Annotated in this window: 13 protein-coding genes; 10 read left to right on the top strand and 3 right to left on the bottom strand. The window is 47.1% G+C overall.

The window, feature by feature from the left end; genetic code table 11:
• Window positions 1-155 precede the first annotated feature (155 nt).
• From KJS63_RS15120 to KJS63_RS15085, 8 genes are all read left to right on the top strand, one after another.
• Entirely contained in the window at window positions 156-1,766 is a 1,611-nt protein-coding gene (locus KJS63_RS15120) for an AraC family transcriptional regulator (RefSeq protein ID WP_213619859.1), read from the top strand.
• A 154-nt stretch (window positions 1,767-1,920) separates the two neighbouring features.
• On the top strand, window positions 1,921-2,904 hold the full coding sequence (locus KJS63_RS15115; protein WP_213620076.1) for an ABC transporter substrate-binding protein: 984 nt from the start codon (window positions 1,921-1,923) through the stop codon (window positions 2,902-2,904).
• Window positions 2,905-2,913: 9 nt separating this feature from the next.
• Window positions 2,914-3,918, top strand: coding sequence for a FecCD family ABC transporter permease (locus tag KJS63_RS15110; protein WP_213619858.1), 1,005 nt, complete (start codon window positions 2,914-2,916; stop codon window positions 3,916-3,918).
• Window positions 3,915-4,943 carry a FecCD family ABC transporter permease gene (locus KJS63_RS15105; RefSeq protein WP_213619857.1) on the top strand — a complete coding sequence of 343 codons (1,029 nt, stop codon included), beginning with the start codon at window positions 3,915-3,917 and terminating at the stop codon, window positions 4,941-4,943. Before KJS63_RS15110 ends, KJS63_RS15105 begins: the two co-directional genes overlap by 4 nt.
• A 39-nt stretch (window positions 4,944-4,982) precedes the next feature.
• Window positions 4,983-5,798, top strand: a complete 816-nt coding sequence (locus tag KJS63_RS15100; RefSeq protein ID WP_213619856.1) for an alpha/beta hydrolase — start codon at window positions 4,983-4,985, stop codon at window positions 5,796-5,798.
• A 115-nt stretch (window positions 5,799-5,913) separates the two neighbouring features.
• Window positions 5,914-6,690 carry a Cof-type HAD-IIB family hydrolase gene (locus KJS63_RS15095; protein ID WP_213619855.1) on the top strand — a complete coding sequence of 259 codons (777 nt, stop codon included), beginning with the start codon at window positions 5,914-5,916 and terminating at the stop codon, window positions 6,688-6,690.
• A gap of 131 nt (window positions 6,691-6,821) precedes the next feature.
• Window positions 6,822-7,856, top strand: a complete 1,035-nt coding sequence (locus KJS63_RS15090) for a LacI family DNA-binding transcriptional regulator (RefSeq protein WP_213619854.1) — start codon at window positions 6,822-6,824, stop codon at window positions 7,854-7,856.
• Between the two features lie 258 nt (window positions 7,857-8,114).
• Window positions 8,115-10,022 (top strand): sensor histidine kinase, encoded by a 1,908-nt coding sequence (locus tag KJS63_RS15085; protein ID WP_213619853.1) that lies wholly within the window; start codon window positions 8,115-8,117, stop codon window positions 10,020-10,022.
• A 14-nt stretch (window positions 10,023-10,036) separates the two neighbouring features.
• On the opposite strand, the gene KJS63_RS15080 is transcribed toward KJS63_RS15085, so the two are convergent.
• The 3 genes from KJS63_RS15080 to ytaF form a co-directional block, all read right to left on the bottom strand.
• Window positions 10,037-10,279 (bottom strand): NHLP leader peptide family RiPP precursor, encoded by a 243-nt coding sequence (locus KJS63_RS15080; RefSeq protein ID WP_213619852.1) that lies wholly within the window; start codon window positions 10,277-10,279, stop codon window positions 10,037-10,039.
• A 76-nt stretch (window positions 10,280-10,355) separates the two neighbouring features.
• The gene (locus KJS63_RS15075) at window positions 10,356-11,291 is read right to left on the bottom strand and encodes a hypothetical protein (RefSeq protein WP_213619851.1); all 936 of its coding nucleotides are present in this window, start codon (window positions 11,289-11,291) and stop codon (window positions 10,356-10,358) included.
• A gap of 204 nt (window positions 11,292-11,495) precedes the next feature.
• Window positions 11,496-12,113 (bottom strand): sporulation membrane protein YtaF, encoded by a 618-nt coding sequence (ytaF, locus tag KJS63_RS15070; protein ID WP_213619850.1) that lies wholly within the window; start codon window positions 12,111-12,113, stop codon window positions 11,496-11,498.
• A 183-nt stretch (window positions 12,114-12,296) separates the two neighbouring features.
• On the opposite strand from ytaF, the gene tatA reads away from it, so the two are divergent.
• Together tatA and KJS63_RS15060 are read left to right on the top strand one after the other, a co-directional pair.
• The gene (tatA, locus tag KJS63_RS15065; RefSeq protein WP_068615103.1) at window positions 12,297-12,500 is read left to right on the top strand and encodes a twin-arginine translocase TatA/TatE family subunit; all 204 of its coding nucleotides are present in this window, start codon (window positions 12,297-12,299) and stop codon (window positions 12,498-12,500) included.
• A 242-nt stretch (window positions 12,501-12,742) separates the two neighbouring features.
• Complete coding sequence (locus tag KJS63_RS15060; protein WP_213619849.1) at window positions 12,743-13,132, top strand: DivIVA domain-containing protein; 390 nt, start codon at window positions 12,743-12,745, stop codon at window positions 13,130-13,132.
• The last annotated feature ends 7 nt before the right edge of the window (window positions 13,133-13,139 follow it).

The following is a 13,139-nucleotide window of genomic DNA, read 5'->3' as shown; positions in this document are numbered from 1 at the left end:
TGATTCCTCCTTCTCATAGATATAACCACCTTTGTGGATAAATTATCCAACAAACTGGATGTATTTCAGTTTGCAGGAGATCTTGACCGGGAAGGAATGATTATGATAGTTTAACGATAATGATTATCATTTTCATATAGAAAGGGTTGTTTGCTTTGTGTTCTGCTCTTATCCGGACTGAAAGCCTGCCGGTATTCTTGGACGATCTATGGTTCAAATTTCGCAGGATTGACTTGGTAAGGGGTGACGGGCTGCCGCAGCAGCTCATAGACTCTTATGCTCTGATCGTGGTTCGAACCGGCATGGGTCAGCTCATGGTGGATCTCCAGGAATATGGGCTAAGAGGCCAGACTGTACATATTATCCGTCCCGGCCAGACCCTAGGCGCTGAATTTGGGGCATACAGCAATTTGGAAATGTACGTGATTCATTTTGATATCTACCAGGATTCGGGAGCCTTTGACTCCTTCCCGCTGAAAGGGGAAGTTCCCGTCGGCTCTGGAGATCAGCTGTTTGAGCTGTGTGACTTGATGCTGCTAAGCAGCCAGAGCGCTTGCGAGCTTGAGCGGTTCAGGGGACAGTCCGCATTTCAGGAGCTGCTGTATAGAATACTTAAGAATTTCCGCACGGAACAGGACATTGAGGGCCTTGGGACGCTTGAGCGAACCAAGCTGTATATAGACCAATATTACGCGGAGGCCCTTTCGGTTCATCAATTGTCCCAGATGGCGGGACTCAGCCCTAAATATTATGGGGAGCTGTTTAAGAAGACTTATGGCATCAGCGTGATGGACTACATAGCCCAGACCCGGGTCAATTCAGCGAAAAAGCTGATGCTGCAATCGAACGCCCGTCTGGCCGATATTGCGCATCAGGTTGGTTTCAACGATGAATTCTATTTCAGCCGCAAGTTTAAGAAGGAGACAGGAGTATCCCCGACAGCCTATTTAAAGAACCGCAGGCGCAGAATCGCGGCTTACATGTCACCAGTGCTTGGCTTTTTGCTGCCGCTGAATATGATGCCTTTTGCCGCACCTCTTCATCCGAAATGGACGGCTTACTACCATAAAATGTACCGCTCCGACATTCCCCTTCATCTTAGTGCGTACCGTTATAACCAGGATTGGGAGGCCAATGTGGATGCCTTAATGAATTCGGCCCCCGATCTCATCATTGCCTTGGATATTCTCCGCCCTGAAGAACAAGACAAGCTTGAACGGGCTGCAGAGCTCGCTCTGATTGATTCAAGGTCGGATTGGCGGACCCAATTCAGACAGATTGCCTGTCTGGTTGATGCGGAGCAGGAAGCCGAAGCCTGGCTGAGGGCTTATGAATGGAAGGCAGGATCAGTCAGGGAACAGCTGCCGAGAAGGATCGGGGATGAACGCCTGATGGTATTAAGCCTGCAGAAGGATAAGCTGGTCAATTGTCCGGCCAGAGCGGTTGGGGAGGTCATCCGGGATGATCTCCAGTTGAATGTGACAGTCCCTACCAGGAGCCTGGAGCATCGTCAGGATACTATACTAGTGAGCGAGCTTATGGAGTCTGATCCCGACTGGATTCTGCTTAATGTACGGCAGGAATCCGAGACTTTAGCTTATTGGGAGATGCTTAAGGCTTCGCCTCAGTGGAGGGATCTTAAGGCCGTCCGCAAGAATCAGGCTCATATGATCCACTCTGACCCTTGGCGAGAGTATTCAGCTTATGCCTGCAAGCGTATGCTGGATGATCTGCTGTATCACATATCCGGATATCGTCCAGATTGATTCTGGAGAACGTCCATGTTCTTTGGAAATAACTCTCCTATATAATCAATAATGAGAATCATTATCAATCTAAACGATTGAATAAATAGAAGACCAGGAGAGGGGAACAAAGAAAGTGAAGAACAGAGGGTGGGCCGCACTGGCCGTTATTTTGATGGTGGGAGTACTATCCGCTTGCGGATCGAAGGGGGAGGTCAAGGACTCTGCAGGTGGAACCAAGGCCAATAGTACAGCTGTCACCACATCCGCAGGGGAGTCCAAGAGCTCAGGCTCAGCTGAGTCAGGTGAGACGAGAACCATTACCTACCTGGACAAAACTTACACTGTTCCGGCCAAGGCGCAGCGGATTGTAATTACCGGATCGATCGAATCCATGGAGGATGCGCTGGTGCTGGATGTCACTCCGACAGGGGCGATTACCGTGGGCGGTAAATTCCCGTCGTTGTTCACCAAGATCACTGAAGGGACTGTGGGAATTGGGGAGAAGACACAGCCTGATCTGGAAGGAATCTTGAAGCTGAAGCCGGATGTGATTTTAGCCAGCACCAAGTTTCCTGCGGAAACCTTGGAGAAATTCGCCAAAATCAGTACCACGATCCCGGTATCTCATATTTCATCGGATTGGGAGAAGAACTTGAATCTCCTTGCGGAACTTACAGGAAAGCAGGAGCAGGCCAAGCAGCTGCTTGAGAAGTATAAGTCCGACTTGGCTGAGGTTAGGAAAACCCTGAATCCGGTGTTCAAGGATAAAAAGGTGCTGGCGATCCGCATCCGCAAAGGAAGCATCTGCATTTATCCGCAGAACGTCTTTTTTAACCCTTCTATATATGAAGAATTAGGAGCCTCCGTACCGGATGAGGTGGCTGCGGCCAAGGCGCAGCAGCTGATTTCTCTGGAGAAGTTCTCGGAGATCAACCCGGATTATGTATTCATCCAATTCTCGGAGGATGAGAATAAGGAAACGCCAAAAGCGTTTGAGGAGCTTCAGAACAATCCGATCTGGAAAAGCGTGAACGCTGTGAAGAACGGGCATGTATACACGAATCTCGTTGATCCTTTGACCCAGGGCGGAACAGCATACAGCAAATTTGCTTTCCTGGAAGCCTTGAAGAACAGCACCTTAATGCAAGCAAAGTGAGTGGGTCTAATGCGCTTTAAAATTCCTGTTCATCTCCTGATCCTGTGGAGCGCACCAGTCATGGTCGTGCTGATTATGCTTCTCTCCATTCTATATGGGGCCAAGAACATCAGTCTGAACACCTTGAGCGAAGCGGTGTTCCACTTTGATCCAACCGAGGTGAACCATCAGATTATTATGCAGTCCAGAATTCCAAGAGCCGCCGGGGCACTGCTCATAGGAGCATTTCTTGCCATATCAGGTGCCTTGATGCAGGGGATGACAAGAAATTATCTTGCGTCCCCTTCTCTTATGGGGATTTCAGACGGATCGGTATTTGCAGTTACGCTGGGTATGATTATTCTCCCAGGATCGTCTTCCCTGGAGCTGATCGGCTATTCGCTTATAGGTTCTGCGCTTAGTATGGTTATTGTATTTGGGCTTGCGTCCCTGATGCCGGGAGGTTTATCTCCGGTTAGACTTGCTATTCTTGGAACCGTCATAGGCACGTTCCTGAGCAGTGCCTCCGCAGCGGCGGCAGCCTATTTTCAAATTTCTCAAAATATCAGCTTCTGGTATAACGCCAGACTTCATCAAATGGACCCGGCTCTCATCAAGCTAGCTGTGCCATTCGCTGTGGTAGGCATCGTGCTGGCCTTAAGCATTTCCAAATCGGTCACCATTATGTCCTTAGGGGAGGATGTCGCCACGAGTCTGGGCCAGAGAACATTCTGGGTCAAATGTGCAGCCATTGCAAGTGTCGTACTGCTAACGGGGATTGCGGTAGCGATTGCGGGCAAAATCGGATTCGTCGGGCTGATTATCCCACATATTGCGAGGTTTCTTACCGGCACGGACTATAAATGGATTATTCCCTGTGCCGGCGTGCTGGGGGGATGCTTCCTTGCGCTGTGTGATATTCTCAGCCGCTTATTGAATTATCCGCTGGAGATGCCGGTCGGTGTCGTGACAGGCATCATCGGAGTTCCCTTCTTCCTGTATCTGATCCGGACCAAAGGGGGCAGAAGAATATGACCAAGGGAAGCAGAGGTTACTATACGGCCGTCCTTGGAGTGATGATTCTGCTGCTTCTGTTCGGGGCTTATTTCAGCCTGACACAAGGCTCCATGGATATGACGGTGAAAGAAGTCATAACAACCCTGCTCCGCCTCGATGTCCAGCCAGACCGGGATCTGGTCATCTTTGAGTTCAGGCTGCCGCGGATTGTCATTGCCGTGCTGGTTGGCGCCGGGCTGGGAATAGCCGGGGCTGTGCTTCAGGGGATTACCCGGAACGGCCTGGCCGATCCCGGAATCCTCGGGATTAATGCGGGGGCGGGAGCAGCCATGGTGATCTTTCTGTTCTTTTATCAGGGCGAGATTAAAGGGACGGGCTGGGGCGCGATCATGGCTATGCCGATGTTCGGGCTGATTGGGGGACTTCTTTCGGCCGCGCTGATTTTTGTTTTTGCCTGGAAGAGAGGAAGTCTTGAGCCGGAGAGGCTGCTGCTTAGTGGGATTGCTGTGGCATCAGGGCTTGGAGCGCTGACCATTTATTTTACACTGAAGATGGATGCCAAGGACTTTGAGATGGCCGCGGTCTGGACCGCAGGAAGCATCTACAATGCAAATTGGAAATATATCGTATCGATGCTTCCCTGGCTGCTGATTCTGATACCTGTCATTTATTCCAAATCCCGTCTGCTCGACTTGTTAGGGCTTAAGGATGAAAGTACGAGAAGCTTGGGAGTCGCAGCGGATAAGCAGAGAACCCTGCTGCTTCTATGCAGCGTGGGTATTGTCAGTGCCTGTGTATCCGTATCAGGCGGAATAGGATTCATCGGATTGATGTCCCCTCATATCGCGGCGCGTCTTGTTGGACGCCGCCATTCCCGTCTGCTTCCGGCCTGCGGTTTGATCGGGGGATTGCTTGTCATGAGCTCGGATTATATCGGGAGAACATTATTCTCGCCGGTTGAGCTGCCTGCGGGAATGGTTGTGGCTATCCTGGGAGGTCCTTATTTTATCTATTTAATGTACCGGAACAGGCGGCAGGGCTGACTAATATAGACTTTTAGACAGGAAGGGGCAGTGGAAAAGATGAATCTTATACAAACTCAGGCGGCGCATCCGCATGTGAGATACTTCTCCATGAAATCCGGTTCAGGGGACCGGAATTATCGCATCTATGTGGCCTGTCCTTTTGCGGAACCTCCGGCAGATGGATACCCGGTTATTTATGTGCTTGACGCTAATGCCGTAATCTATACGATAGTTGAAGCCCTGTGCATCCAGGCCAGACGTCCAGAGAAGACGGGAGTAGGTCCAGCTGTTATTGTGGGGATTGGATATGACACGGATGAGCCTTTCTCCCCGGCCCGCCACTATGACTTTACGATGGAGGTTCCCTTGGAGGAACTGCCAGCCCATCCCGAAGGTAGAACCTGGCCCCGGCAAGGAGGGGCTGATCGGTTCCTGCGGTTTATCGAGGAAGAGCTCAGGCCTGTCATTGAACAGAAGTTTCCGGTGAATGGTGACCGGCAGACCTTGGCTGGCCATTCGCTGGGAGGTCTGTTTGTGCTGTATACTTTATTCACGAAGCCGAATTTGTTCAGGAACTACGCTGCAGGAAGCCCGTCCATTCACTGGAATGAGGGTCTTCTGGCTGATCTGGAGTGCAAGTTCGCCGGAAGCCTTCCCTCAAGGGCTGGAGATATTCGTGTATTTATTGGGGTAGGGGAACTGGAGCGAAGACATCCCAGCCGCATGAATGAGAATGCCGAGGCACTCTATGAGCGGTTGCGTATGCTCGAAGGGGCCGGATGTTATACCGAATTCCACGAATTTGAAGACGAGAATCATGGATCTGTTCTTCCTGTTTTTATGAGCAGGATTTTGCGTTTTGGCATGCGGTAGGCAGGAATATAACTCCCCCACTGGAAAGAGAAATTTTAGAGGGGACTTGACCTGAATTGCGTTTCATATCTTATGCTTTCCCTACAGACATCATTAAAGATAGGGTGGGATAGGTATGGAGCGAAAACTCATATTTTTTGATATTGACGGTACACTGCTGGATCATAGAAAAGAGCTGCCTGAATCTACGATTCAGGCGGTACATCAGCTGAAACAGGCTGGGCATGAGGTGGCAATCGCCACCGGACGTGCCCCGTTTGCTTTTAAGGAAATCCGGGAGCGGCTGGGCATTGAATCCTTTGTGTCGATGAACGGTCAATATGTGGTTTACCAGGGTAAGGTCATTCACAAGAATCCGATCGAGGCTTCGGTTGTTCAGTCGCTTACTGAATTTGCAGCCCTTCAGGATCATCCGCTCCTGTATATGGATGAGGAGGATATGAAGCTAAATGTAGTGGAGCATGAGCGGATACTTGCGAGCTATGTGCCGCACAAAATGGATATCCCAACCTATGACCCAAAGTATTACTTGGGTAGGGACATATATCAGTGCATTCTCTTCTGTACTGAGGAAGAGGAGGCGCGTTATTTGGAGGGCTTTACCCAGTCCCTCAAATTTGTAAGATGGGGTGAGGTGGCAGCTGATGTGCTGTCGACAGGCGGCTCCAAAGCGGCGGGGATCGCGAAGTTTGTGGAACATACCGGTTTTGACCGGGAAGAGGTTATTGCATTTGGAGATCATCTGAATGATCTGGAAATGCTTGCGTATGTCGGACACGGGGTGGCCATGGGCAATGCCTTGGATGCCGTGAAGCGCATTGCGAGATATACAACCAAGGATGTGGGCGATGACGGGGTTGCCTATGGACTTCTGCAGTTAGGGCTTATCTAGACAGAGAGCAGGGAGCAGGGAGCAGGCCGCACTCGCGGCTTGTTTTTTGTTTGTTATTGACTTCTAGCGGGGGCTTGTCTACAATGTGCACAGGATTGCTGGAAATATAATCAATTTGGGAGCTGAACTTCTTGATCACCATTTATGACATTGCCCGTGTTACAGGATATTCACCGACTACGGTATCGAAGGTGTTTAATGGCTATACCGACGTAAGCCAGAAGACACGCCGGATCATTCTGGATACCGCTGCCGAGCTTGGATACGTGCCTAATGCCAATGCACGGAGCTTAACCATGAAGCGCTCCTGGACGATAGGCATGCTGTTTGTCGAGCCGACGGGCACGGGTATCCGTCACCCCTACTTTGCCGGTGTTATTGAAGGATTTAAGAAGGTTGCGACCTCTCAAGGGTATGATCTTATATTCATATCCAAAGACATTGGCGGGAGACCAAGCGGTTATTTGGAGCACTGCAAGATCAGGGGAGTTGACGGGGTCGTTGTTATTTTGCCGGATCATTCAGATCCCTACTTCCATGAATTAATGGACAGCAGCTTTCCCATGATCATGTTGGACTATGATACAGACCGGGCCAGTACGGTCAGTTCGGATAATACTGAGGGCAGTATAACAGCTGTAGAATATCTTTACTCGCTCGGACATCGGAGGATCGCCCATATCTCGGGAGGCATGAGCACCTTCGCCGGAGCCAGACGTAATTTGGGCTATAAGCAGGCGCTGGCTAAATTGGGCCTTACCCTAGATCCCGCTTATATTGTAGAGGGAATTGAGGGGGATTACACGGTGGACAGCGGCTATTATGCCATGCGCAAGCTGCTTGAGCTTAAGGATTGGCCAACCGGCATATTTGCAGCAGGGGATAATCTTGCTGTTGGCGCCATGCGGGCAATTAAGGAAAAGGGACTTAGTGTGCCAGAGGACTTCTCGCTCATAGGTTTTGATGATATTGAAATGGCGAAGTATCTTACACCGGCTCTGACGACAATCAGGCAGGATACATATCTGTTGGGAAAAACCGCTGCCGAGATGCTTATCAGTTCTATAGAGAACGCAGATGCGAAAGGCGGCGCACAAGACGTCATTCTACCCACCGAGCTAGTGATCCGTGAATCTTGCCGCCGGTTAACTGAAGATGAAGATTAGGAGATCTCATTTTGAGGTCTCCTTTACTATGTTTACACCTGAATTAGAACTTTTTACCTATTAAATTATGCTAATCTATTTACCAAAATGGAAATATTTGATAGTGTTAAGATAGCCGGCAAGCAAACATCTACGATATGAGCAGCTAAGATAAGCACCGTTGAAGGTGCTTTTCTTATGGTCAGCAAACTTCTGCAGGCTTGAGGTTGTTGAAGTAATAGGAATGCGGTTCTTTCATTAAATCGTAGAGGTGCAAAAATGAAGGGTGTTCTCAAAGGAATTATCATTGTAATGGTTTTGGTTGGCCTTGGCTTTGCTCTGTATTCCACAGGCCTGCTTAATAACAACAAGCTGGATGCCTATAACGTGACCAAATGGAACGTTGGATGGGTGAAGGACCTGAACATGCCTGCACAAGATGAGGAGATTAAGACAATTAACGGCTGGCACCCGGCAGATATCGACAATCCTATGCCGGGAAGACCGGACAATGCCTCAAAGGCTTGGATTGAGTTTAAATTACCTTCTAACTGGGAAAGCAATCAAGCAATCCTTCTAGACAAGATTTATGCTAAAGAGGTTGTCGTTTATATTGGAAATACTAAAATATATGAATCGAAAGCAAATAGAACCTACAGCAAGAAAAAAATTATTGCTCCGTTACAATATTTTGAAGAAGGCGACAAAGTATATATTGGGTTATCGTCTAAAAGTTCAAGTATTGGTATTATCCAGGATGATATCAAGGTAGGGAATTATGAAGACCTTCAAAACTATTTCGTTAAACGAGATATTTCTGATTTTATACTTGGTGGGGCACTAATAATTATTTCATTAATTATGTTGGTTTGTCTGCTCTTCCTAAGGGCAGGGTATTTAGGCAGTTGGCTCGCTTTAATTATGGTAATTCTCTCAAGTGGCTTGTCAGCAATTACATATTCACCATTTTTGTATACTTTCTATAATGTTAAAGTAACCAATGCACAGTGGTTGTTTGATATTTCCTTGTTTATCTTGCTCTACTCTATGAATTATTTTTTTGAGAAAATGTTCGGCAAAGGTTACTTATCTATCATTACTATTTCAAGAAGGGTACATGTAGGTTACTCAGCATTCTGTTTCATATTTGTGATATTTAACATTATTAATAATCATCAGTATGATCATATTTATTACATCCTTACCACACAAATAATGGGCTACATTATGATTACTCAATTTATTATTCTAATTACTACTGCAATAATTGATGCTTTGAAGGGAAATATAGAAGGCTTAATATTTACTATAGGGTTCTCATTACTTGGTATTGTAAGTTTGGCTGAATTAGTATGGTACTTGGTCAATAATCAGAAATATGAGTTAGTTGCTTGGAAGTGGGGATTAATATGTTTTTTGATTTCGCTTATAGTCATTTTGGGAAGCAAATTTGCCAAGAATCATGACCAGGTTGTAGAATATTCCCGCCGTTTGGAGTTGTATAATAATGATCTGCAGCAGTCTGAAAAGATGGAGATTATTAGTGAGCTTGCAGCTTCTGTTGCTCACGAGGTAAGAAATCCTCTACAGGTAACCCGTGGATTTATTCAGCTCATGGCAGAAAAGGAGCTGAGCCAGAATAAAGTATATTTAAATATGGCTCTCGAAGAGCTTGATCGGGCATCGGGGATTATTACAGACTTTTTGACGTTTGCTAAGCCAGAAGCAGGCAAGTCGACAGTTCTAAATATTTATAATGAGTTTATTCATATTGAGGGCATTTTGGTACCTATGGCAAATCTTCAAGGTGGTAGTATTAGTTTGAATATTCCACCACTACTCGAAGTTAAGGGAAGTTCCTCAAAATTCAAACAAGCATTTATAAATATTATAAAGAATAGTATTGAGGCGCTGCACGGACGAGGGGAAATACAGATATGGGCCTATGAGAAGGGAGATCACGTTTATATTCATGTAAAAGATAATGGGGAGGGGATGACTCCTGCAGAAGTTGCACGTCTTGGTGAGCCGTATTTCTCGAATAAGAGTAAGGGGACGGGCCTGGGATTAATGGTTACTTACAGCATTATTGAGGCCATGAGCGGGGAACTGACGTTTAAAAGCCAGAAGGGAGTAGGGACTGAGGCAATTGTCCGGTTTCCTAATTTAAATAGAAACCGGACTTAATGAAGCCAATCTATTTAGTTCCAAGTACTTCTAACTACTAAATTCTCGCCAAGCTTTTTAGTCGGACTAGGGGGCAACACTAGATACAACTCGTCCGATTTCTCTTCAAGAGCAGTTACACGAATATGCTCTGGGAGGATTACACCTAATGCTTCCTGAATAGCTTTTTTGGGATTCGCTAGCAGTTGTTCTTTAAAACTGGGGTCCTGCCAAGCTCTGTGAATCAATTGATTAGTAAGAATAGCATCATTAGACATTGTAACCATCCTTTCAAAAATAGGTATTTTGTTCCAAACTAAATATAGCATAAAGGTTCTGGGCAATCTAGGAATCTTATACATTTTTCGTTAACCAGTAGTTTAATCCCCCCTTGATTAGTAAATTTCGATTATTTTTGATCTCCATCGCTATACTTTGCAGTTCATTTACCATATGAATACTGAAATCTCTTAAGTGAGGGGAGTGCTCGGAGATGGATTGAACATGGATGTGATTGAGGTTAGCAAACTCCCCGTATCGTAGGAGACAGTCTCCGAGAAATATCGTTTGGTCCATTTCCTCCTCAGACAGGGACTGACTGTTTGGGACTCCAAGTTCAGCCCTTACAAAAGCAATCAGACTATTATAGTTATTGTTCTCCAAGTCCTGCTTCCAGTCCTTAATGTCATCAAGCATCTGCAGCGTGATTAACGTATAATCCACTGCCTTGTCCAATGCCGCAATAAGGCCAGGTTGATTGGACAGGAGCATAGCACTAGCGACAGACAGCTTGACCGGGGCAGCCTTATGGGCCATGCCCAGCGGATTATCCTGCAGGTAGTTCTCTTCCTGCTCACGAGATACCGCAGCGGCCCATTGCTGGAGATAGCTGCGGTAATAATCCCAGAACGGGGAAGCCTCCGGAAAATAAGAATAATAGATGGAAGTGAACTCTAGTTGAAAAAGACTCGCAAGTGGAAGCGATTCGGCTGGTGAGGATTTGGGGTTGTCCATGACATCATCGATAAGCTGATAGTATAGCAGTCCGAAAATATTGGCTAAAGCAAATCTTCGGCTATCAATGATGCTGAGCTTCGAGCACTCCCGAAGCCAGAGTGGAAGCAGGTAGCTTATGTAGTTCTTACTTCGTCCCTCTTTAAGTACATGGAACTTGTCCAGAAAATCCAACCCTGCTGACCTGAACGGAACAGGAAAACGCGATACGATATCCTCTGCTTCATTGAAAACAACCTGCATATCTCCCTTATAGGCGGTAAGCCATTCCTCCATATTACTCCCCCTTATAGACCTGTAACATTTCAGCGTAGTAAGCGATGTTATAGTGATAACACTGCATGTTCGACTTAAGTTACGCTAATATACGAAAATTTTACAAAACCCCGGTACGATCGACAAAATACAGGCTGATCAGCCGCCGCAATGGGCAGCGGAGGCTGATGGGAGTATTACCGTTTGGCATTGCTGTAAGAAAACCTACACAATCTGATGCAGGCCAATCAGAATCAGGAGGACTCCAGAGATAATGGTAGCCCGGTCCCCAAGCTTCTCCGCGGCATAACGTTCACCGAAGAGAGAGCAGAGGGCAAGCAGGATAAAGCTGAAGATCCCCACAGATAGCGAGGTCAGCCACACATTAAGGTGGGTCACTCCGGCATTAAACCCCCCGGCCAAGGCATTCATGGCAAGCGCAATGCCAAGCAGTACAGCTTCCGTGAGGCTGATGCTCTTGGAGCTGTCCCGATCGGCTTCTTCCGGATTGCTTAGGTAGCGTGTGAAATTGCCGCTTTGAGCGGGGGGTGCGGGAGCAGCAGCATTCTTCTCCCGGAACGGCTGAAGAAGAACCCATATCCCGACGGCGACAATGACCGTGGTCCCGATGGCCTGGCCGATCCAGGGTTCAATCCATAATGAAATGAGGTTGCCGAACAGGCCGGACAATAGTGTTGCTAGAAAGGAGATCACCGCGATCGTCAGGTTGGAGTACCAGGGGATACGGATTTTACGGACGCCATAGGCAATCCCGACTCCGGCATTGTCAAGGTTGGAAGCTACTCCAATCGTGAGAATTGCGATCAGACTGTAAGTATTCATGAGGTTCGCCCCTTTACCATTGCTTATGACATCAGCATATGCCCAGGAGCTGAGTTTGGTTTCTTGAAAAAGAGAAGCGAAACTTATCCTGATTGAAATGTTTCCAATTTTGTCGAGAAAAAGTTACCCAGAACAGGGTTAACAGTGTATAATCTGAGTATGATCCACTGAGGAGTGATAATTGTGCTTGAGAACTTATTGCGACCAACTCACTTGCTGCTGCTCGTTATTGCCGCACTGCTCTTGTTTGGTCCAAGCAAGCTGCCTGAACTTGGAAGAAGCTTTGGATCCATGCTGAAAGAGTTCAAGCGGGGCGCACGCGGAGATATCGTTGAAGAAGAGAAGGCTCCGGAAACGAACAAGCTGGAAGAGACTAATAGCAAATAGATAGATCGTCCTAGGGCATCCGTTAATGGGTGTCCTTTTTGTTGTTTATAACTAAACTAAAGCGCTTGCATATCCTGCTGTTGTTAAAGGGATTCTAAGGGTTGGATGCTTCGCTGGCTTGGTTTTTTACTGATATGAGAAATGTGATACATTATAAGGAGAAAAAGAACAATAATATGGATAGATGGCTAAGTGCCAATTCCATATGACTCAAGTTGTTCAGGTTATGGAGGGGATTCAAAATGCAGGAGGACTACGAACGCAAACTAAAAGACCAGAAGGACCTATTCAGGCAGCTTGGCATTAAGCTGGACGCACTTACCATCCATGAGAAGGAATTTCCTGTGAAGATGCGCGGTTACGAGAAAGAAGATGTGGACCGTCTACTGGATGAGGTTATCGTCGATTATGAGCGGTTTTATGATATTATTACGGATTTGCTTGATAAGTATAAGGAAATTCAGCGGAGACAGGCTTATTGGGAGGACGAGAAAAGGGCACTCACGGCTCAGAGAGCCAAGCTGGAGAACACCAATGTGGTGGACCGCCATTTGGTCGATGAGGGAATACGGTCGATGGAACGCTGCATAGAGCAGTTCCGGCTGAATATCCGCAAGGAATTTGATATCTGAGTTAAAT

The sequence above is a fragment of the Paenibacillus sp. J22TS3 genome, from assembly GCF_018403205.1.
GTDB lineage: Bacteria > Bacillota > Bacilli > Paenibacillales > Paenibacillaceae > Fontibacillus > Fontibacillus tuaregi.
The sequence above is the reverse complement of the archived record's forward strand: the minus strand, read 5'-3'. Positions and strand labels throughout refer to the sequence as shown.